Origin of the sequence: Rhizobium sp. NZLR1b (assembly GCF_019685155.1) — a bacterium.
In the GTDB taxonomy this organism is placed as follows: Bacteria; Pseudomonadota; Alphaproteobacteria; order Rhizobiales; family Rhizobiaceae; genus Rhizobium.
This window is the reverse complement of sequence record NZ_JABDWC010000003.1, coordinates 288,843-308,770: the sequence shown is the minus strand read 5'-3', so window position 1 is coordinate 308,770 and position 19,928 is coordinate 288,843. Positions and strand designations below refer to the sequence as shown.

General features: G+C 60.9%; 20 protein-coding genes. 9 read left to right on the top strand and 11 right to left on the bottom strand.

Going from position 1 to position 19,928, the window contains the following annotated elements; genetic code table 11:
• Genes HJB84_RS05940 through HJB84_RS05930 form a run of 3 tightly spaced genes read left to right on the top strand, consistent with a single transcriptional unit; the run spans position 1 to position 2,853 of the window.
• Positions 1-1,608 (top strand): heme biosynthesis protein HemY, encoded by a 1,608-nt coding sequence (locus HJB84_RS05940; protein WP_221115474.1) that lies wholly within the window; start codon positions 1-3, stop codon positions 1,606-1,608.
• Positions 1,609-1,625: 17 nt separating this feature from the next.
• Positions 1,626-2,111, top strand: a complete 486-nt coding sequence (locus HJB84_RS05935; protein WP_207582125.1) for a TerB family tellurite resistance protein — start codon at positions 1,626-1,628, stop codon at positions 2,109-2,111.
• Positions 2,098-2,853: a glutamine amidotransferase gene (locus HJB84_RS05930; RefSeq protein ID WP_246762701.1), complete on the top strand. Its 756-nt coding sequence runs from the start codon at positions 2,098-2,100 to the stop codon at positions 2,851-2,853. Before HJB84_RS05935 ends, HJB84_RS05930 begins: the two co-directional genes overlap by 14 nt.
• A gap of 30 nt (positions 2,854-2,883) precedes the next feature.
• Here the strand turns inward: HJB84_RS05930 and HJB84_RS05925 are convergent, their stop codons facing one another.
• On the bottom strand, positions 2,884-4,119 hold the full coding sequence (locus tag HJB84_RS05925; protein WP_207582127.1) for an MFS transporter: 1,236 nt from the start codon (positions 4,117-4,119) through the stop codon (positions 2,884-2,886).
• A gap of 111 nt (positions 4,120-4,230) precedes the next feature.
• Between HJB84_RS05925 and HJB84_RS05920 the strand changes: the two genes are divergently transcribed.
• Both HJB84_RS05920 and HJB84_RS05915 read left to right on the top strand, forming a co-directional pair.
• Positions 4,231-4,551 (top strand): YggT family protein, encoded by a 321-nt coding sequence (locus HJB84_RS05920; protein WP_164007631.1) that lies wholly within the window; start codon positions 4,231-4,233, stop codon positions 4,549-4,551.
• A complete protein-coding gene (locus HJB84_RS05915; RefSeq protein WP_207582128.1) occupies positions 4,548-4,859 on the top strand; it encodes a DUF167 domain-containing protein in 312 nt (103 codons plus the stop codon). Before HJB84_RS05920 ends, HJB84_RS05915 begins: the two co-directional genes overlap by 4 nt.
• Before the next feature lie 50 nt (positions 4,860-4,909).
• Here HJB84_RS05915 and ppa read toward each other — a convergent pair whose 3' ends face one another.
• The 4 genes from ppa to HJB84_RS05895 all read right to left on the bottom strand — a co-directional run bounded on the left by ppa (position 4,910) and on the right by HJB84_RS05895 (position 10,425).
• Positions 4,910-5,443: an inorganic diphosphatase gene (gene ppa, locus HJB84_RS05910; protein WP_011653868.1), complete on the bottom strand. Its 534-nt coding sequence runs from the start codon at positions 5,441-5,443 to the stop codon at positions 4,910-4,912.
• 147 nt (positions 5,444-5,590) lie between these two features.
• On the bottom strand, positions 5,591-6,097 hold the full coding sequence (locus HJB84_RS05905) for a GNAT family N-acetyltransferase (protein WP_207582129.1): 507 nt from the start codon (positions 6,095-6,097) through the stop codon (positions 5,591-5,593).
• Positions 6,098-6,359: 262 nt separating this feature from the next.
• Complete coding sequence (gene typA / locus HJB84_RS05900) at positions 6,360-8,180, bottom strand: translational GTPase TypA (RefSeq protein WP_221115473.1); 1,821 nt, start codon at positions 8,178-8,180, stop codon at positions 6,360-6,362.
• A 157-nt stretch (positions 8,181-8,337) separates the two neighbouring features.
• Positions 8,338-10,425, bottom strand: a complete 2,088-nt coding sequence (locus tag HJB84_RS05895; protein ID WP_221115472.1) for a M3 family metallopeptidase — start codon at positions 10,423-10,425, stop codon at positions 8,338-8,340.
• 209 nt (positions 10,426-10,634) lie between these two features.
• Between HJB84_RS05895 and HJB84_RS05890 the strand changes: the two genes are divergently transcribed.
• The gene (locus HJB84_RS05890) at positions 10,635-11,066 is read left to right on the top strand and encodes a hypothetical protein (protein ID WP_221115471.1); all 432 of its coding nucleotides are present in this window, start codon (positions 10,635-10,637) and stop codon (positions 11,064-11,066) included.
• 6 nt (positions 11,067-11,072) lie between these two features.
• Here HJB84_RS05890 and HJB84_RS05885 read toward each other — a convergent pair whose 3' ends face one another.
• A complete protein-coding gene (locus tag HJB84_RS05885) occupies positions 11,073-11,714 on the bottom strand; it encodes a LysE family translocator (protein ID WP_024320406.1) in 642 nt (213 codons plus the stop codon).
• Between the two features lie 455 nt (positions 11,715-12,169).
• Between HJB84_RS05885 and HJB84_RS05880 the strand changes: the two genes are divergently transcribed.
• Complete coding sequence (locus tag HJB84_RS05880; protein WP_221115470.1) at positions 12,170-12,928, top strand: alpha/beta fold hydrolase; 759 nt, start codon at positions 12,170-12,172, stop codon at positions 12,926-12,928.
• 174 nt (positions 12,929-13,102) lie between these two features.
• On the opposite strand, the gene HJB84_RS05875 is transcribed toward HJB84_RS05880, so the two are convergent.
• Positions 13,103-13,729, bottom strand: a complete 627-nt coding sequence (locus HJB84_RS05875) for a transposase (RefSeq protein ID WP_405049238.1) — start codon at positions 13,727-13,729, stop codon at positions 13,103-13,105.
• Between the two features lie 293 nt (positions 13,730-14,022).
• Positions 14,023-15,246 (bottom strand): argininosuccinate synthase, encoded by a 1,224-nt coding sequence (locus tag HJB84_RS05870; RefSeq protein WP_221115469.1) that lies wholly within the window; start codon positions 15,244-15,246, stop codon positions 14,023-14,025.
• Between the two features lie 178 nt (positions 15,247-15,424).
• Here HJB84_RS05870 and HJB84_RS05865 point away from each other — a divergent pair, with 178 nt between their 5' ends.
• Together HJB84_RS05865 and HJB84_RS05860 are read left to right on the top strand one after the other, a co-directional pair.
• Positions 15,425-16,276: an SDR family NAD(P)-dependent oxidoreductase gene (locus tag HJB84_RS05865; RefSeq protein ID WP_221115468.1), complete on the top strand. Its 852-nt coding sequence runs from the start codon at positions 15,425-15,427 to the stop codon at positions 16,274-16,276.
• Between the two features lie 84 nt (positions 16,277-16,360).
• Complete coding sequence (locus HJB84_RS05860; RefSeq protein WP_221115467.1) at positions 16,361-17,002, top strand: LysE family translocator; 642 nt, start codon at positions 16,361-16,363, stop codon at positions 17,000-17,002.
• A gap of 113 nt (positions 17,003-17,115) precedes the next feature.
• Here HJB84_RS05860 and HJB84_RS05855 read toward each other — a convergent pair whose 3' ends face one another.
• The 3 genes from HJB84_RS05855 to HJB84_RS05845 all read right to left on the bottom strand — a co-directional run bounded on the left by HJB84_RS05855 (position 17,116) and on the right by HJB84_RS05845 (position 19,869).
• Positions 17,116-17,910 carry an ABC transporter ATP-binding protein gene (locus HJB84_RS05855; protein WP_221115466.1) on the bottom strand — a complete coding sequence of 265 codons (795 nt, stop codon included), beginning with the start codon at positions 17,908-17,910 and terminating at the stop codon, positions 17,116-17,118.
• Entirely contained in the window at positions 17,907-18,785 is an 879-nt protein-coding gene (locus tag HJB84_RS05850; protein WP_221115465.1) for an ABC transporter permease, read from the bottom strand. The genes HJB84_RS05855 and HJB84_RS05850 overlap by 4 nt, the downstream gene beginning before the upstream one ends.
• A 130-nt stretch (positions 18,786-18,915) precedes the next feature.
• Entirely contained in the window at positions 18,916-19,869 is a 954-nt protein-coding gene (locus HJB84_RS05845; protein WP_207582139.1) for an ABC transporter substrate-binding protein, read from the bottom strand.
• Positions 19,870-19,928 lie beyond the last annotated feature (59 nt).

Sequence of the window (19,928 nt, the reverse complement as noted above, 5' to 3'; positions counted from 1 at the left end):
ATGCTGATCCGCCTTGTCGTCTTCGCCCTCTTCGTGCTGCTTCTCGCCTATGGCTTCTCCTGGCTCGCCGATCGTCCCGGAGACCTCTCGCTGATCTGGGAGGGCCAGATCTACCAGACGAAGCTGATCGTCGCTGCCAGTGCGATCATCGCTCTGATCGCCGCCGTGATGATCGGCTGGTGGTTCGTCCGCCTGGTCTGGACCTCGCCGCATTCGGTGACGCGTTTTTTCCGCGCCCGCAAGCGCGACCGTGGTTATCAGGCGCTGTCGACCGGGCTGATCGCCGCCGGCGCCGGCAATGCGCTGCTTGCCCGCAAGATGGCCGCCCGCTCACGCGGCCTCATCCGTGCCGATCAGGAGCCGCTGATCAACCTGCTCGAAGCCCAGGCGGCCCTGATCGAGGGTCGCCATGATGAGGCACGCGCCAAGTTCGAGGCGATGGCCAACGATCCCGAGACACGCGAACTCGGCCTGCGCGGCCTTTATCTGGAGGCGCGCCGTCTCGGGGCCAACGAGGCCGCCCGCCAATATGCTGAAAAGGCTGCCGACAACGCGCCTTATCTGCCCTGGGCCGCACAGGCGACTCTCGAGTATCGCAGCCAGGCCGGCCGCTGGGACGATGCCATCCGCCTCCTCGAACAACAGAAGGCCGCCCGCGTCGTCGAAAAGGCCGAAGCCAACCGTCTGCACGCCGTCCTGCTGACGGCGCGCGCTGGCGAAAAGCTGGAAAGCAATCCGACCGGTGCCCGCGACGACGCGTTGCAGGCGCTGAAGCTCGCCGCCGATTTCATTCCGGCAGCCCTTATTGCCGCCAAGGCGCTGTTTCGCGAAGGCGGTGTGCGCAAGGCCGCCTCGATCCTCGAACAGGCATGGAAATCGGCACCGCATCCTGAGATCGGCCAAGCTTATGTCACGGCCCGCAGTGGTGATTCCACGCTCGACCGGCTGAAGCGCGCCGAACGGCTGGAAGGGCTGCGCCCGAACAACGTCGAATCCCTTCTCGTCGTCGCCCAGGCAGCGCTCGACGCGCAGGAATTCGCCAAGGCTCGCGCCAAGGCGGAAGCGGCAGCGCGCATGCAGCCGCGTGAGAGCGCCTTCCTGCTGTTGGCCGACATCGAAGAAGCCGAGACCGGAGACCAAGGCCGAGTGCGCCATTGGCTGGCCCAGGCGCTCAAGGCGCCGCGCGATCCGGCCTGGGTGGCGGACGGCTTCGTGTCCGACAAATGGCTGCCGGTATCACCGGTGACCGGCCGCCTAGACGCCTTCGAATGGAAGGCGCCGTTCGGCCAGGTCGAAGGTCGGCTCGAGGACGGCTCGGCGCCCGCCTCGATCGAAACCGCTTTGAAGACACTGCCGCCGCTGCGCGACGTCAGGCCGGAAAGCCCGGTCAACGACCATCGCATCATCGAACTGGAACGTGCCGCGACGATTGCCGAGGCGGCACGCCCGACGCCGGCACCGGCAAAACCGAAGCCCGCCGAACCCGTCAGCGATAAAGCGCCCGCACCGGGCGAGGCAAAACCTTTCTTTGGCGGGCGGCCGGATGATCCCGGCGTTCGCGATCCCAGGGTGGAACAGGAACCCAAGACCCGGCTCCGCCTTTTCTGAAATGGAACGAAAACCGCATGTTCGAACGCTTTCAGGCATTCTTCCAGAATCTTACCGCCGACCACCCGAAGAAAGGTTTTGCCCCCGATGATCCGCGCATCGCGGTGGCGGCACTCTGTATGCAGGTCATGGAGGCAGACGGTCAGATCAAAGCCAGCGAGAAGAAGCGGCTGCGCAAGCTGTTGAAGGAGCAGTATGCACTCGATGGCAAGCAGCTCGATGCACTGATCGCCGCCGGCCTTGAGGCCGAAAGCACCGCCGTCGACTATTATCGCTTCACCGCCGACTTGAAACGCCATCTCAATACCGAGCAACGGCTGGAGCTGATCGGCATTCTCTGGGACATCGTCTATGCCGACGGCGAACGCAGCGAAATGGAAGACCATGTGATCTGGCGCATCGCCGATCTGCTCGGCGTCTCCTCGCGCGAGCGCATCCAGAAGCGGCAGGAGGCCGCCGCCAGGGTCACAGATGTCCGGGTTGCGCAAGATGACACCGACTGAGCAAAACCCCAACCGCGACCGGCGCCCGATCCTCATTGTCCTGCATCAGGAGCGGTCGAGCCCCGGCCGTGTCGGCCAATTGCTTGTCGAAAAGGGCTACCGCCTTGATATCCGTCGCCCGGTTCTCGGCGAGCCGCTTCCGGCGACGCTCGAAGACCATGCAGGCGCCGTCGTCTTCGGCGGGCCGATGAGCGCCAATGATCCCGATGACTTCGTCAAGAAGGAAATCGGCTGGATCGACGTTCCGCTGCGGGAAAAACGCCCTTACCTCGGCATCTGTCTCGGCGCGCAGATGCTGGTGCACCATCTCGGTGGCAAGGTGCAGCCGAATACCGACGGCTCGACGGAGATCGGCTGGTACCCGCTGCGCCCGACCGAGAAAGGCCGCCTGCTGATGCACTGGCCGAAGATGGTCTATCATTTCCATCGCGAGGGCTTCGAGCTGCCGCACGGCGCCCACCTTCTGGCCGAAGGCGATGCTTATCCGAACCAGGCCTTCCGCTACGACGGTAACGCCTGGGGCCTGCAGTTCCACGCCGAATTGACCCGGGTGATGATGCACCGCTGGGTGGTGCATGGCGCGCATCGCTTCATTCTGCCGAACGCCCAGCAGGGCCGCGAACACCTCGAAGGCCGCATGCTGTTCGACGCGCCGCTGAAAGCCTGGCTGAACGAATTCCTCGATATTGTCTTCGAAGGCAAGATGGCAAAGGCCGCCTCCCCGATCACGCTTCCTGCGTAGAGACCTGCATATACGGCAGCATGCGCTATCTCACGTGCTGGGCGCGTCGAGCGTATCGATCCGCCGCAATTTCGGGAAACTCGAAGCCCAGATCGCCGCCACCGCCAGAGTTCCGATCCCGCCGATAACGACCGCCGGCACAGCGCCGAAGATCGATGCCATCGTGCCCGCCCGGAATTCTCCGAGTTCGTTCGAAGCACCGACGAAGACCATGTTGACTGCATTCACGCGGCCGCGCAGCTGATCCGGCGTCCAGAGCGCAATCAGGCTCTCGCGGACATAGACCGACACCATGTCGGCCGCCCCCATCAGCGCCAGCGCCGCGATCGAGACTTCGGTATTGGTCGAGACCCCGAAAATGATCGTTCCGACGCCGAACAGGGCAACGCCGATGAACATGTAGATGCCGGCGCGTTGCTTGAGCGGATAGGCGGCAAGGAAGATCGCCATGACGATGGCGCCAAGTCCCGGTGCGGCGCGCAGCAGCCCGAGGCCCCAGGGGCCGAGGGTCAGGATATCGCGGGCGAAGATCGGCATCAGTGCGGTTGCGCCGCCGAGCAGCACGGCAAAGAGATCGAGCGAGATCGCCCCGAGCACCACCCTTTCGGCGCGGATGAAACTGAAGCCGCCAAGGATCATCGCCCAGCTCTTGGTCTCGCCCGTCGTCTTCTGCACCGGTTTCGGGATCATGTAGAGAAGAGCCGCACCGAGGACCGAAAAGATCACCGCCACCGTGTAGGCGGTCGGTGCGCTGACGCCGTAGAGCAGACCGCCGAGCACCGGCCCGGTGATTGCTGCGAGCTGCCAGGACGACGAATTCCAGGCGATCGCATTGGAGAGATCCTGCTCCGGCACGAGATTGGGAGCCAGCGACTGCACCGCCGGCGACATGAAGGCGCGTTCGATGCCGAAGATCAAAAGCACCGCGAAAACAGGCAGGGGCGTGAAGGTTCCCATCGCCGTCATGACAAGCAGCGCCAGCGTGCAGAGCGCGCTCACCAGCGAGCAGAGGGCCGCAATCGCCCGGCGATTGTACCGGTCGGCCACCGAACCGGTGACGAGCATGAGCAGCAGCGACGGCAGGAACTGCACAAGGCCGATCAGGCCGAGATAGATGGCGCTGCCCGTCTGGTCGTACATCTGCCAGCCGACGGCGACGCTGACGATCTGCTGCGAGAAGGAAAGCAGGAACCGCGCGAAGAAGAACCGCGTGTAGGACGAATGCCGGAACGCGGCAAAACGGTCTCCGGTAGGCGAAAACGACATGGGTGTTTTCCGAGGAGACGGGCGCGCCGGAATTGCGGCAAGGCAGCCCGTTAAACATGATTCACCGCGTGTTTCCACACGGCACTTGCTCGTTTAGTCGCCAATGTCTACATGTCTGTCAACAACGAATTGGAGACGACGATGTTTGCGCTGTTTCAAACCATTGATTTGGCTTTGAATATTTACACCTGGATCCTGATTGGCAGTGCCGTTTTTTCCTGGCTCTATGCCTTCAACGTCATCAACTCCAGCAATCAGTTCGTCAATTCGGTCGGCACATTCCTCTATAATGTCACCGAACCGGTGCTGAAGCCGATCCGCCGCTTTTTGCCGAACCTTGGCGGCATCGACATTTCGCCGATCATCCTGCTACTGATCATCTTCTTCCTGCGCACCTTGCTTTGGACCACGGTCTACCCGCTGGTCGCTTGAGCCGTCCCTGGAGTCTTTTCAATGATCATCTGCGCCTCGCCGTCCGGCTGACGCCGAATGGCGGGCGTGATGCGATCGATGGCATCGAGGCGGATGGCAAGGGCGAAACCCATCTGAAGGCGCGCGTCACTGCCGTGCCGGAAAAAGGCAAGGCCAACAAGGCCCTCATCCGTCTGGTCGCCGGATCGCTGCGCATCCCCCAAACCAGCGTCAGCCTCATCTCCGGCGACACCGCGCGCAAAAAAATCCTCCGGATCGAAGGCGACCCGGAGGATTTGGCAAAAAAACTAGAAATGCTTTTCAGTTAGAACGCCGCGCATCCGCTGGATGCGCTAAGGACGCTCTATGCGCTGAGCGATCAGCCCTTCTTCTTGGCGCGCTCGACGGCTTCGAGGATGAGTTCGCCGGCTTCCTTGGAATCGCCCCAACCGAAGATCTTCACCCACTTGCCGGGCTCCAGATCCTTGTAGTGCTCGAAGAAGTGCTCGATCTGCTTCAGCGTGATCTCGGGAAGATCGGTGTAGTCCTTCACCTTCTCATAACGCAGCGTCAGCTTCGGCGACGGCACGGCGATGATCTTCTCGTCCTTGCCGGAATTATCTTCCATCTTCAGGACCCCGATCGGACGCACATTGATGACACAGCCGGGAACCAGCGGGCGGGTGCTGGCGATCAGCACGTCGATCGGGTCGCCGTCCTCAGACAGCGTATGCGGCACGAAACCATAATTGCCCGGATAAGTCATCGGCGTGTAGAGGAAACGATCGACGACCAGCGTGCCGGCTTCCTTGTCCATCTCATACTTGATGGGATGGCCACCGACCGGAACCTCGACGATAACGTTGACGTCCTCAGGTGGATTATTACCGATTGAAATGGCGTCGATGCGCATAGGAAACTCCCGCGAGGTTGAATTGATCGCAGCCAGATAATCAGTTTCATGTGGCAACGCAACATTTGAGATCACCGATGCGTGATGGCACCGGCGCAAAATGCTCAAACTTTCGAATGGGAAAACAGGCGGTCGCAACCAACCCCGTCAGTTCCAGATGAAGCCGATCTTCTTCAACTGCCTGTGGTCGAAATTTTCCATGCCTTCGCAGAAATCGACACCGCCGTGATGACGATAGAAGCGGCCGGCGGTCTCGTTTTCCTCAAGGCACCAGACGACCAGCCCGTTGCAGCCGAGCGACTTCAGCAGCCGGCGCGCCTCGCCGAACAGCATCCGGCCGAGACCGATGCCCTGATATTCCGGACGAAGGTAAAGCTCGTAAATCTCGCCTTCCTGCGGCAGCGCCCGGGCGCGGTTGAGGCCGAGCGTCGCGTAGCCGGCAACGGTTCCGGCGACATCGAGAACCAGCAACGTCGCCGGTCCACGCGTTGCCTTGCGCCACCAGTTTTCACCGCGCCGCTCGATCATCTGCGTCAGCGCGCGATGCGGAATAATGCCTGCATAAGTGTGCTGCCAGGCGAGCCTGTGGGTTTCCGATATGGCTCGGGCATCGTTGGGTTCGGCCCGCCGAACATCGATCGACAACGTCTTCATAACGTTTACTCTGGTCCCGCCAAGGGCAATTAACCATATGCACCCAGCGCATCGTGATCGATTGCCCACAGACTTGATATGTGGACGACAGCTAAAATTTAACGCTTTTTTAACGATTGTCACAAGTCGGAATCAACGCGGCGCACAACAAAAAACCCCGGCACGAAGGCCGGGGTTTCAAACGTTGTTTTTAAAGCTCTTTATTTATGCATGTCGTTATCCCGGAACCGCTTCACACTTCCGGGCGACATGCATTACGCTCTCAGAGAGCCGCTTTGGACTTTTCGAAGCGCTTGCGATCGTTTGCGTCGAGATACATCTTGCGCAGACGAATATTCTTCGGTGTCACTTCCATCAGTTCGTCTTCCTGGATCCAGGAAAGAGCGCGATCAAGCGTCATGCGGATTGGCGGCGTCAGCTTGACGGCTTCGTCCTTGCCGGCGGCGCGGATGTTGGTGAGCTGCTTGCCCTTCAGGACATTCACTTCAAGGTCGTTATCGCGCGTATGAATGCCGATGATCATGCCGGCATAGACCTTTTCGCCCGGATCGATGATCATCGGGCCGCGGTCTTCCAGGTTGAACATCGCATAAGCGACGGCTTCGCCGGGAGCGTTGGCGAGCAGCACGCCGTTGACGCGGCCACCGATCACACCCTTGTAGGGCTGGTAGTCGTGGAACAGGCGGTTCATGATCGCCGTGCCGCGCGTATCCGTTAGCAGTTCCGACTGGTAGCCGATCAGGCCACGGGTCGGTGCGTAGAAACGCAGGCGAAGACGGTTGCCGCCCGAAGGACGCAGCTCGACCATTTCGGCCTTGCGCTCGGACATCTTCTGCACGACGACACCGGAATGTTCTTCGTCGACGTCGACGACGACCTCCTCGATCGGCTCCAGAAGCTGGCCGTTTTCATCCTTGTGCATCACGACGCGCGGACGCGACACGGCAAGCTCGAAGCCTTCGCGACGCATGGTTTCGATGAGAACGGCGAGCTGAAGTTCGCCGCGGCCGGACACGTAGAACGAATCCTTGCCTTCGGCTTCTTCGATCTTCAGGGCGACGTTGCCTTCTGCTTCCTTAAGCAGACGGTCGCGGATGACGCGGGAGGTCACCTTGTCGCCCTCGGTGCCCGCGAGCGGGCTATCGTTGACGATGAACGACATGGTGACCGTCGGCGGATCGATCGGCTGCGCCTGCAACGGCTCGGTGATCGAGGGATCGCAGAAGGTATCGGCGACCGTGCCCTTGGAAAGGCCGGCGATCGCAACGATATCGCCTTGATGCGCTTCGTCGATCGCCGCGCGCTCTATGCCGCGGAAGGCGAGGATCTTGGAAATCCGGCCGGTTTCGATCGTCTTACCGTCGGCGTGAAGAACCTTCACCGCCTGGTTCGCCTTGATGGAACCGGAATTGATGCGGCCGGTGATGATACGGCCGAGGAAGGGATTGGCTTCGAGGATCGTGCCGATCATCGTGAACGGGCCTTCGTGGACGGTCGGCTCCGGCACATGCTTGAGCACCAGGTCGAGCAGAGGTGCGAGACCCTGGTCCTTCGGGCCTTCCGGATTGACGTTCATCCAGCCGTCGCGACCGGAACCGTAAAGGATCGGGAAGTCGAGCTGCTCGTCGGTCGCGTCGAGATTGGCGAAAAGGTCGAAGACTTCGTTGATGACTTCTTCGTGGCGGCCATCCGGACGATCGATCTTGTTGATCGCGACGATCGGGCGAAGGCCGACCTTCAGCGCCTTGCCGACGACGAACTTGGTCTGCGGCATCGGACCTTCGGAGGCATCGACGAGAACGATCGCGCCATCCACCATCGAGAGAATGCGCTCGACTTCGCCGCCAAAGTCGGCGTGGCCGGGGGTGTCGACGATGTTGATGCGGACACCCTTCCACTCGACCGAGGTCGCCTTGGCGAGAATGGTGATGCCGCGTTCTTTTTCGAGATCGTTCGAGTCCATCACGCGTTCAGCGACGCGCTGATTTTCACGGAACGAGCCGGACTGCTTGAGAAGCTCATCCACCAGGGTCGTCTTGCCATGGTCAACGTGCGCGATGATCGCGATATTGCGAAGTGCCATATGTGAAATCTCTGAGGCTGCGGCGCACGCTCTTGAGGACGCGCCTATTGGTTTGGGGCGTCCATACAGTTTTTTTTGCGTTTGCGAAAGAGGGGAACGCGCAAAAGCTGCGGCATGGCTGTCGCCCTGCCGCATCATAGCGTGTCGTCAAATTGTCTTAGGCGTCGCTGCCTGTCAATTCCTCGAAGGTCGAAAGCCCCTTTTTGACGAGCATCGCATGCGGGCTCGGCAGCTTGCCGCGGAAGGCCTTGTAGGCGTCCTCCGGATCGATAGAGCCGCCGACGGAATAGATATTCTCCTTGAGTTTGCGCGCCATCTCGCCGTTGAAGGGATCTCCCGTCTCCTCGAAGGCGGCAAACGCGTCGGCATCGAGCACCTCCGACCACATATAGGAGTAATAGCCGGCCGAATAACCGCCGGAAAAAATGTGCTGGAAGTGCGGCGTGGCATGGCGCATGACGATCGATTTCGGCATGCCGATCTCGGCCAGCACCTCCGCCTGCACCGCCATCGGATCCGCAACCGCCTCACGCGTGTGAAACGCCATATCGACCAGCGCCGACGAGGTGAATTCGACGGTGTTGAAGCCGGCATTGAAGGTGCGGGCGGCAAGCACCTTGTCGAGCAGAGCCTGCGGCATCGGCTCGCCGGTTTCGACATGCACAGCGTAGCGCTTCAAAATATCGGGCACCGTCAGCCAGTGCTCGTAGAGCTGCGACGGCAGCTCGACGAAATCGCGCGAAACGCCGGTGCCGGAGACCGAGGGGTAGGTGACGTTCGAAAGCATGCCGTGCAGCGCGTGGCCGAATTCGTGGAACAGCGTGCGCGCATCGTCGAGCGACAGCAGCGCCGGCTTGCCCTCGGCGGGCTTGGCGAAGTTGCAGACGTTGTAGATGATCGGCTGCTCGCCGTGGTGGCCGTTCTTCAGTTCCAGTCTGTGCTGCGATTGCAACGAGCTCATCCAGGCGCCGGAACGTTTCGAGCCGCGGGCAAAATAATCGCCGAGGAACAGGGCGACCAGCCGATCTTCGCGATCCCTGATTTCAAACACCCTGACATCCGGGTGATAGGCGGCCACGTCCTTCTTCTCGACGGCGCGGATACCGAACAGCCGGCCGGCCACCTCGAAGCAGGCCTCGATGATCTTCTCGAGCTGCAGATAGGGCTTGAGCTCGGCCTCGGAGAAATCGAATTTTCGCGCCCGGATCTTTTCGGCGTAGTGGCGCCAGTCCCAGGGCATCACTTCGTGGTTTCGCCCCTCCTCGGCGATCAGCGCGGCGATATCGGCTTCCTCCTCGCCGGCGCGTTTTACCGCCCGCGCCCAGACGGCCTTTAGCAGGTCGTTCACCGCATCTGCCGTCTTTGCCATCGTGTTATCGAGCTTCAGCTCGGCGAAATTGCCGTAGCCAAGCAGGCTCGCCACCTGATGGCGTAGCGCCAGCGTTTCCTTGATGACGGCGCGATTGTCCGTCTCGCCGTCATTTTCGCCGCGTGCCACCCAAGCCTTGAAAGCCTGCTCGCGCAGATCGCGGCGCTCCGAAAAGGTCAGGAACGGCTCGATGATCGAGCGTGACAGCGTCACCGCATATTTGCCCTCTTCGCCGCGTTCGCGCGCAGCCGCAGACATTGCGTCGCGCAGGAATTCCGGCAGCCCGTCGAGCTCGGCTCCGGAAGAAAGCGTGAGTGCCCAGGCCTTCTCGTCGGCGAGAACGTTCTGGCCGAATTGCGTCCCGAGGCCGGCAAGCTTTTCATTGATCGCCGCAAGTTTCTCCTGCTCGGCCTTTTCAAGCTTGGCGCCCGACTTGACGAAGCCCTTCCAGTGGCGCTCCAGCACGCGTGTCTGTTCGAGCGTCAGGCCAAGGCTGTCGCGCGTCTCCCAGAGCATGTCGATGCGGGAAAAAAGCGCGGCATTCATGCCGATCTTCGAATAGTGGCGCGACATCTTCGGCGAGATCTCCCGCTCCAACGCCTGGATCACATCGTTGGTATGCGCGCCCGCCTTGTTCCAGAACAGCGCCGAAACCCGCGACAGCGCGTCACCGGCAATCTCCAGCGCCACGACCGTATTGTCGAAGGTCGGCGCCTCGCCGTTACCGGCGATCTCGCCGATCTCCCCCTCATGGGCGGCAAGCGCCGCCTCGAAGGCGGCGGCGAAATCACCGTCGTCAACGGCATCGAAACGCGGCAGGCCGTGAAGGCCGTCCCAAGTCACCAGCGCCGGATTGAAATCATGGGGAGAAGGCATCGGAGAATCCTTTTTGGCATGCACGGGGTTCGTCAATATAGGAGGGCCATCGCGGAATTGGTATGTTGCCGGGAAGGACCTTTTGCCTCGCCTGCAAAATCTGGTGGACAAAAATTGACGCGCGAAAATTAACCAATCGTTAACGATTGACGCGAATCACGCGTTAGCGCTAGCTTTCCCATGTTTCTTCTTCTACGGGGACATGCGCCATGGAAATTTTTTCTGTGCGGTCTTCTCAGAGTTTGCTCTTTAAAAACAATCCTAATAACGCAAAAAGTTCGAAGACCGCTGATATTGAAATCCAGACCAGGGCGCCCGCCCCGGCCTCGTTCCAGATCGACGACAATAGTGACGAAGGGCCGGATTTCACCGCGGTCAGCCCTGGAGAACTGCGCAATTACGCGCGCCAGAGTTTCGACAGCGGCCTGATCGATCAGAACACCTACGCCGCGATTTCCGAACCGCTGCCGATGCATGCGATCGATCCACTCGGCAACATCGTCGATCTCTCCAGCGTCACCGACGGCACCAGCTTCAATTTCCTCGATTATTACAAGAACCAGCTGCAGATCGCCATGTCGATCGGCGATTCTGGCGAGGTCCAGACACTGAAATCGATCGTCAATTTCCTGAATGCCTGATTGCGTTTAAGCCTTGCGCCAACCGAGCAGGCCGGGCGTTGCGTGCCAGAGCGCCTGGGCGGCAAATCCCATAAAAAGCACGCCGGAGCAGCGCACGATCAATCGCTCATGGGCGCGATAGAAGCGCCGTACCGTACCGGCGCCGATGATGCCGATCAGGATGATGTCGGCAGTCACGAAACCGACGAACGACACGCCGAGCAGCACCGGCAACGCCTCGAAATCGAGCGCGCCGGCCGAGCCGGCAACCAGTGCAGTGAAGGTGGCGAGCGCCACCGGATAACCCTTCGGATTGGTGACGCCGAAAATCAGACCGCGGCGAAACGGCCGCTCGACCACAACAAGCGCCTGCCCTTCCGCTTTCGGCTTGGCATTGACAGCGCTCCAGCCGATCCAGGCGAGGTAGAAACCGCAGGCAAGGCCGAGCAGGTCGAAGACGAAGGTTCCGATCGTCTTTGCGCCGACGATGGCGATCAGCGCCAGCGACGACCATATGAGATCCCCGACCAGATGCCCCATCATGAAGAAGGCGCCGGCCTTGCGGCCCTGCCCGGCGCCGATGCCGAGCAGCTGCAGGAAGGCGGGTCCCGGAATGAGCACGTAGAAGAGCGCCGCCAGAAAGGCGCCGAAGAGCAAAGACTGCGTCATGGAGATACTCCGGAGGATGATTGCGGCAGAGTAAGTCATCCCCGGCGTCCGTCAAGAGCGCTCCGTGGCCACGAAAAGCGGGATATGAGCAAATCCTACTATCGGTAACTTCTGCCTGAAGCGGCGATTCGGATCTGTAGACTAGCGATACACCCTCGGGATCCTGTTGAGCGGGCTGTTTGGATGCTTCTTCGGTAAGATGCTTTTGCGTTGGTAGTTCTCATCGCAACGCCAGCAGCCCTTCTACGTTGCTAGCTCCTCTTAAGGAACGCCCGCTGGTGAAAAGCGACCAAATTTGCCGGCGCGGATAATCACAAGCTTGTGAGGTTTGTAACGCCTGGCGATCAGCACTGAATGTATCAGGGCAAGCCACATCGTGGCTCCCCTTCTGAGCGGAACACCCCCGGACGAGTCCTCGGGGGAGCTCAGTCGTCTATTCGTGAAAGGAGAACTATATGAATCACCTGGTTTCCGCTTTCGCCGCGCTTGCCGGCTTCGCCTTATCTTCCGCACCGGTCTACAGCGCTGAGCCTGTTAAAAATATCGTGTTGGTTCACGGCGCTTATGCTGACGGTTCCGGCTGGCGTCAAGTTTCCGATATTCTCACGCACGAAGGATATAAGGTCACGGTCGTGCAAGAGCCCGAAACGTCAATGGCAGACGATGTCGCCGCCACGACCCGGGCTATCGATCAGGCTGGCGGATCGGTTGTTCTCGTCGGACACAGTTACGGCGGGATTGTGATTACACAGGCAGGAAACGCACCAAGTGTGAAGGCGCTGGTATATGTCGCTGCGCTCGCACCGGATGCACACGAAGATCTGGCTGAGGTCCGCGGCAAATTTCCAGCTGCAACGAACAACGTGATCAAGAGCTCGGATGGGTTTCGCACGTTGGACCCCAAGACGTTCCATGAGGACTTCGCCGCAGACCTGCCTGAAGCCGACGCGGATTTCATGGCGCGATCTCAGGTTCCGGTGAGCGAGAAGGCGCTAGGTACAAAAGTCACCGAAGCCGCTTGGCGTTCTAAACCAAGCTGGTATGTCGTTGCGACGGAAGATCATAAGATTAATCCTGACTTTGAACGGTATATGGCCAAGCGGGCCGGTAGCTCGACGGTCGAGATCAAGGGAAGTCACGCCGTGTACGTGTCCCAACCCCAGGCAGTCGCCGATCTGATCAAAGATGCTGCGGAAGGTGCCGCTTCGAACTAAATAAAAAAGCGTTGACGCGCGGCCAGCGTCCTCTCCGTCGTCTGCTCAGACAGCAGACAGGGGCAAAGTTCTGTCAACCCAATTCCTCGCTGATCGGTACAGAACAGTCCCGCGTCACCGCACCTTCAACGTCATTGGGCTGGTATCGATGAGATGATCGATGCCCGACCGAGACTACGACGGGTCGAGGTTGCAAAATTCGGTTCGCTCAGGGATGGCTTTGGTACATCGATCATGGAGTAAAGGGATTTCGCTCTTTGATGCTTCGGCTATGCCGTGCCCGGACGATTTCGGGCGTGCGCATGCAAGCATGCGATTGAGGACGGCGTAGCCGATGGCAACTTCCGTTTGCTGCGCGCCGAATGAGCGTGCCCGCAGTCGGTGTCCGATGATCGACTTGTAGCGGCCGATCGCGGTCTCGATCAGCGGCCGTTTGCCATAGTCGGTGGCGGCTTGCCATTTCATCCGGCCGTCCGTGTTGATTGCTGCGATGTGCCGGTCGCGCTGGTTGGTGGTCTCTATATCGGATCGGTCGACTGCATTGATCCGTGCCGGGATGACAACAGCCGCATTGGCGCTATGCCTGGCGACGGCGTCGTAGGTCGTTACCGTCATGGGCCCCATCGGCCGTGATCTGGCCGATCGGAGCGTCGATCTGGTCGAGCAAGGGCTTGACCTGGGATCGCCAGCCTCGTGATCGGTCATGACGTCAGCGATGATCTCGCCGCTGTCCGCGTCCAACGCCAGATGCAGTTTCCGCCAGCTGCGACGGGATTTGGCGCCGTGCTCTCTTCCAGCCACTGGCCACCACCGTCGACTTCGAGCCCGGGACTGTCGATGAGGACGTGAACAGGCCCCTTTATCGAAGCGCTGCGGCCGTCCCGCCTGTCAGCTGATCGCCATGTCCGTGCACGTCGGCTCAGCGGGCACAGTGAGATCCAGTCCCATTAATCGCAGCACCGATGCCAGAAGATTGCGCTTGTCGCCCACCTACGCCAACGCCATTAACGATCCGCGCACCAAGGCTCTGGGCAATGAAAGAGCCCGCGCGGCGATGCCGGCGGGGCCATATCCGGTGTGCAGGCGAAGCGTGATTACTTCGTGAGGTTGCGCTTGGCGAGCGTGCGCAGGCGCAGCGCGTTGAGCTTGATGAAGCCAGCCGCATCCTTCTGGTCGTAGGCGCCCTGATCGTCCTCGAAGGTGACGAGCTTGTCGGAATAGAGCGACTTTTCGCTTTCGCGGCCGATAACCATGACATTGCCCTTGTAGAGCTTCAGCGTCACTTCGCCCTCGACATGCTCCTGGCTCTTGTCGATCAGCGCCTGCAGCATCTCGCGCTCCGGCGAGAACCAGAAGCCGTAATAGATCAGCTCGGCGTAGCGCGGCATGATCTCGTCCTTGAGATGGGCAGCACCGCGGTCGAGCGTGATCGATTCGATGGCGCGATGCGCCGTAAGCAGGATCGTGCCGCCGGGGGTCTCGTAGACGCCGCGCGACTTCATGCCGACGAAGCGGTTCTCGACGAGGTCGAGACGGCCGATACCGTTGTCGCGGCCATAATTGTTGAGCGCAGCCAAGAGCGTCGCCGGGCTCATGCGCACGCCATTGATCGAAACCGCATCACCCTTTTCGAAGCCGACCTTGATGGTCGTTGCCTTGTCGGGTGCCGCCTCGGGCGAAATGGTGCGCATATGCACATATTCCGGCGCTTCCTGAGAGGGGTCCTCGAGCACCTTGCCCTCGGAGGAGGAATGCAGCAGGTTTGCGTCGACGGAGAACGGCGCCTCGCCTTTCTTGTCCTTGGCAACCGGGATCTGATGCTGTTCGGCAAAGGCCAGCAGGTCGGTGCGGCTCTTGAACGCCCAGTCGCGCCACGGCGCGATGATCTTGATGTCGGGGTTCAAAGCATAGGCGGACAATTCGAACCGGACCTGGTCGTTGCCCTTGCCGGTCGCGCCGTGCGCGATCGCATCCGCGCCCGTCTTGCGGGCGATATCGATCAGATGCTTGGAAATCAACGGCCGGGCAATCGACGTGCCGAGCAGGTAAACGCCCTCATAGACGGCATTGGCACGGAACATCGGGAAGACGAAATCGCGCACGAATTCCTCGCGCACATCCTCGATGTAGATCTCCTTGATGCCGAGCATCTCGGCCTTCTTGCGCGCCGGTTCCAGCTCTTCGCCCTGGCCGAGATCGGCGGTGAAGGTGACGACTTCGGCGCCGAGCTCGGTCTGCAGCCACTTCAGGATGATCGAGGTGTCGAGGCCGCCGGAATAGGCGAGAACGACTTTCTTCACGTCTTTGTACGATGCCATGATGATGAGGTCCGTTGCATAAAAGGCCGGCGAAAACCCGGTGTCGCGGCACTTTTAGCGAGATTGGCGCGTGACGCAAGGGCAAGTGCGGCGCCACCGGCGGCGATAGCGTTTGACAGCGCGAAAGCGGAGCCCATATTCGCCTGCGTCCGAACAACGCTCCTGGAGAGACTGAGCCGTGACGAATATTCAAGACATTTTCAAGAAGTCCAATGTTGCCGTCATCACCGGCGGCGCTTCCGGCATCGGCCTGGCGGCAGCGAAATATTTCGCCGGACGCGGCATGAGCGTCGTCATCGCCGATCTCGGCGGTGATCGGCTGGCCAACTCCGCCGACGAACTCAAGGCCATCGCCGGCGAGGAAAATGTGATGGCGGTCGAGACCGACGTCGCGGCCAAGGACTCGCTGGAGGCGCTCGAACGCGCCGTGCTCCAGCGTTTCGGCCGCGTGCACGTGCTGATGAACAATGCCGGCATCGGCCCGGAAACTTCGATCTTCAGCCCGCAGGCGAACTGGGACAATATCTTCGCCGTCAACCTGATGGGTGTCATCAACGGCACGCGCACCTTCGGCCCGAAGATGCTGTCGCATGGCGAGCCAGGCCTGATCATCAACACCGGCTCGAAGCAGGGCATCACGACGCCGCCCGGCAACCCCGCCTACAACATTTCCAAGGCTGGCGTGAAAGTTTTTACCGAAGCGCTCGAACACGAACTTCGCAACATCGGCGGCGGAAAGATCTCCGCGCACCTTCTCATCCCCGGCTTCGTCTTCACCGGCTTGACCCAGGGCAGCCACATCGAAAAACCGCCTGCCGCCTGGACACCGGAGCAGACCGTCGATTTCATGGTCGAGAGCCTCGAGCGCGGCGACTTCTATATCCTCTGCCCTGACAATGACGTGGCACGCACGGTCGATGAGCGTCGCATGCTCTGGGCTGCCGGCGACATCGTCGAGAACCGCCCGCCACTGTCGCGCTGGCACAAGGACTACGGCGACAAATTCAAAGCGTTCCTGGAACAGAAGTGATCGATACTATTCCAAGGTTTGATTGGTAATTTTCTGGAAGCCGAGTAAGAAATCGTCGGATCTTTCCGGCTTACAGAGTGTGCCATGGATTTCCTGCCCAGCCTGTCGACCCTTCTCGCCTTTGCCGCCGCGACGCTGTTGCTCGCGGCGACCCCGGGCCCAGACATGACGCTGTCGATCAGCCGTTCGCTGGCCCAGGGCAAGAAGGCGGCTCTCTTCGTCGTCGTCGGCACCAGCCTTGGCATCGTCGTTCACACCATGCTGGTCGCCTTCGGCATTTCGGCGCTGATCACCGCCTCGCCGACCGCCTTCCTGATCCTGAAGACCGGCGGTGCCGCCTATCTGCTCTGGCTGGCCGTGCAGGCGATCCGCTTTGGCGCGAAGCTCACCGTCGCTAGGGTCGAGGAGCAGAAAGGCACGGCGCTTTCCAACATCTCGTCGGGTTTCTGGGTCAATCTTCTGAACCCCAAGGTCATTATCTTCTTCATGACCTTCCTGCCGCAATTCGTCAGCGCCGGCGATCCAGCCGTCACGCAGAAGCTGCTTTTCCTCGGGCTTTGCTTCATCCTGATCGGCATGCCGGTCAATGCCAGCGTCGTCTTTGCTGCCGACTGGCTGGCCTCCTGGCTGCAAACCAACAAGAAGGTGTTGCGCGGCATGGACTACACTTTCGCCGGCGTCTTCTCGATCTTCGCGGCGAAGATCCTGCTCACCCAAGCCAGATGATCAGCCAATCCGCGGTCGCGAAACGATCCGCTCACGGTCGGCCTTAGCCGATCACGCCGTCGCCTTAGCCGATCAGCACGCCGTCGGCGCTAGCCGATCAGCACGCTGTCGGTTTATCCGATCAGCAAAGCATCGTCATCGAGCGTCTGGCCGCGCATCTTGCGGAACATCGCGATCAGGTCCTCGACCTGCAGGTTCTTTCTGTTGTCGCCCGCCACGTCGAGAACGATCTCGCCGCCATGCAGCATGATCGTGCGGTGGCCGTAGTCCAGCGCCTGACGCATCGAATGCGTCACCATCATCGTCGTCAGCTTGCGCTCGGTAACGATCTTCTGGGTGAGGTTCATCACGAACTCCGCCATCCCGGGATCGAGCGCTGCCGTGTGTTCGTCGAGCAGCAGCACTTCCGAGCCTGCAAGCGTCGCCATGACGAGCGAAACGGCCTGGCGCTGCCCGCCGGAGAGCAGATCCATGCGGTCCTTCAGCCGGTTTTCGAGCCCGAGATTGAGTTCGGCGATCCGCTCCCGGAAATAGTCGCGCCTGCTACCGCCGAGCGCCGGTGCAAGCCCACGTTTCTTGCCCCGACTGGCAGCCAAAGCGAGATTTTCCTCGATCGACAAAGCGCCACAGCTTCCCGTCAGCGGATCCTGGAACACACGCGCAACCAGACCGGCGCGTGATGCCGTCGACTTGCGCGTCACCTCGTTTTTGCCGATAAGCACCTGCCCCTCGCTCGGCAGCACATCGCCGGCGAGCACGCCGAGCAAAGTCGATTTGCCGGCGCCGTTGGAGCCGATGACGGTGACGAAGGAGCCTTGTTCTATGGTCAGGCTGACGCCGTTCAGCGCCTGCTTCTGTAGCGGCGTGCCGCGCCCGAAAACAACCTTGACGTCCTTGACGCTGATCACGATGCGGCACCTCCGCGAAGACGGGGCAGGATGAGCGCCACGGTCACCAATACTGCCGTCACGAAATTGAGGTCGGATGCCTGCAGGCCGATGACGTCGCTGGATAGCGCCAGCTGGATCGCGATGCGATAGAGGATCGAGCCGAGCACGCAGCCGATCAACGCGATCAGCAGCCCGCGCCGCCCAAGCAGCGTCTCACCGATGATGACCGCGGCGAGACCGACGACGATTGTGCCGACGCCCGAAGTGACGTCGGCAAAACCGTTCGTCTGGGCAAACAATGCGCCGCCGAGCGCCACCAGCGCATTCGAGATCGCCATGCCGAGATAGATCTGCCGGCTGGTATCGACGCCCTGCGCCCGCGCCATCCGCGCATTGGCGCCGGTCGCCCGCATCGCCAGCCCGGCATCGCTTTCCAGGAAGCGCCAGACCACGATGAGCGCGATGACGACGAGAACGCCGACGAACAGCGGCCGCACGTAGAAATCGCGAAGACCATGGCCGAAGAATGGGCTGATCATCGTGTCGGCATTGATGAGGGCGACATTGGGTTTGCCCATCACGCGCAGATTGACGGAAAACAGCGCAATCATCGTCAGGATCGAGGCAAGCAGGTTGAGGATCTTGAAGCGCACGTTGAGCAGCGCCGTTACCATGCCCGCACCCGCACCGGCCGCCATCGCGACCAAGGCCGCAAGCCAGGCGTTGAGACCAGCGATGATCAGCACCGCCGTCACCGCCGCGCCGAGCGGAAAGGAGCCGTCGACCGTCAGGTCGGGAAAGTCCAGAACACGGAAAGCGAGATAGACGCCGAGAGCGACGAAGGAATAGACCAGGCCGAGCTCGACGGCCCCCCAGAATGCGATTTGGCTCAAGGCTTCCGCCCCTTTTCTTCCGTTTCCGTTTCGCATGCGTGCGAAACATTCAAGCTTCCAATAGCATCAGCCACTCTCGTGTGGAACGAGAGCGGCTGTAAAACTTGACCGATGGCAGCAGCCGCGTTGCTTATTCGATGACTTTAGTGGCGCGGGAAAGCACGCTCTGCGGCAGGGTGACGCCCATCTTGGCCGCAGCAGCCTTGTTGACGACGAGATCGCTGCCGGCGGCGGTCTTGACCGCAATATCACCGGGGTTTTCGCCCTTCAGCACCCGCACGACGATTTCGCCCGTCTGCTTGCCGACATCGTAATAGTTGAAGCCGAGGGCGGCGATCGACCCGCGCGAAACCGAATCCGTATCGGCGGTGAAGAGCGGCAGCTTGCTCTCCTCGGCAACCGCGACGGCGCCTTCGAGCGCCGAGATGATGGTGTTGTCGGTTGGGATGTAGATCACATCGGCGCGGCCGACGAGCGCGCGTGCCGCACCCTGAACCTCTGCCGACTTGGTGGCGGCCGATTCCACAACCTTCAGGCCGGCCTTTTCGGCTTCGGTCTTCAGCACCGCCAGCAGCGAAACGGAGTTCGCCTCGCCGGAATTGTAGAGATAGCCGATGGTTTTCACATCAGGCAGGATTTCCTTGATCAGCGCGATGTGCTCGGCGACCGGCGACATGTCGGAAAGGCCGGTGACGTTGCCGCCGGGCTTGTCCATATTCTTGACGAGCTGGGCGCCGAGCGGATCCGACACGGCCGTGAAGACGACCGGGATATCGCGCGTCGAGGAGACGACCGCCTGGGCCGATGGCGTGGAGATCGGCACGATGACATTCGGCTCGTCGCCGGCGAACTGGCGGGCAATCTGGGCTGCCGTCGCCGGATTGCCCTGCGCCGACTCGAAGACGAATTTCAGGTTCTCGCCCTCTTTGTAGCCGGCGGCCGTCAGCGCATCGAGAACACCCTTCCGGGCTGCATCCAGCGCCGGATGTTCGACGATCGCCGTCACGGCAACGGTCACATTGTCAGCCTTTGCGGGCAGGGAAAGGGCCAAACTGGCGGCAAGAGCGAGTAAAATCGAGCGCATTTGTATCCTCCTGATTGATTTTGGCGCCAGTTTTAGGAAAGGGGCGCCCTGAAATCAAT

Bases quoted from the DNA above. Each gene is read 5' to 3' on its own strand.
- HJB84_RS05930 (WP_246762701.1), top strand. From the start codon at position 2,098: ATGACACCGACTGAGCAAAACCCCAACCGCGACCGGCGCCCGATCCTC.
- HJB84_RS05870 (WP_221115469.1), bottom strand. From the start codon at position 15,246: ATGGCATCGTACAAAGACGTGAAGAAAGTCGTTCTCGCCTATTCCGGC.
- HJB84_RS05940 (WP_221115474.1), top strand. From the start codon at position 1: ATGCTGATCCGCCTTGTCGTCTTCGCCCTCTTCGTGCTGCTTCTCGCC.
- HJB84_RS05925 (WP_207582127.1), bottom strand. From the start codon at position 4,119: ATGTCGTTTTCGCCTACCGGAGACCGTTTTGCCGCGTTCCGGCATTCG.
- HJB84_RS05890 (WP_221115471.1), top strand. From the start codon at position 10,635: ATGGAAATTTTTTCTGTGCGGTCTTCTCAGAGTTTGCTCTTTAAAAAC.
- HJB84_RS05935 (WP_207582125.1), top strand. From the start codon at position 1,626: ATGTTCGAACGCTTTCAGGCATTCTTCCAGAATCTTACCGCCGACCAC.
- typA (WP_221115473.1), bottom strand. From the start codon at position 8,180: ATGGCACTTCGCAATATCGCGATCATCGCGCACGTTGACCATGGCAAG.
- HJB84_RS05845 (WP_207582139.1), bottom strand. From the start codon at position 19,869: ATGCGCTCGATTTTACTCGCTCTTGCCGCCAGTTTGGCCCTTTCCCTG.
- HJB84_RS05895 (WP_221115472.1), bottom strand. From the start codon at position 10,425: ATGCCTTCTCCCCATGATTTCAATCCGGCGCTGGTGACTTGGGACGGC.
- HJB84_RS05885 (WP_024320406.1), bottom strand. From the start codon at position 11,714: ATGACGCAGTCTTTGCTCTTCGGCGCCTTTCTGGCGGCGCTCTTCTAC.
- ppa (WP_011653868.1), bottom strand. From the start codon at position 5,443: ATGCGCATCGACGCCATTTCAATCGGTAATAATCCACCTGAGGACGTC.
- HJB84_RS05860 (WP_221115467.1), top strand. From the start codon at position 16,361: ATGGATTTCCTGCCCAGCCTGTCGACCCTTCTCGCCTTTGCCGCCGCG.
- HJB84_RS05880 (WP_221115470.1), top strand. From the start codon at position 12,170: ATGAATCACCTGGTTTCCGCTTTCGCCGCGCTTGCCGGCTTCGCCTTA.
- HJB84_RS05905 (WP_207582129.1), bottom strand. From the start codon at position 6,097: ATGAAGACGTTGTCGATCGATGTTCGGCGGGCCGAACCCAACGATGCC.
- HJB84_RS05920 (WP_164007631.1), top strand. From the start codon at position 4,231: ATGTCTGTCAACAACGAATTGGAGACGACGATGTTTGCGCTGTTTCAA.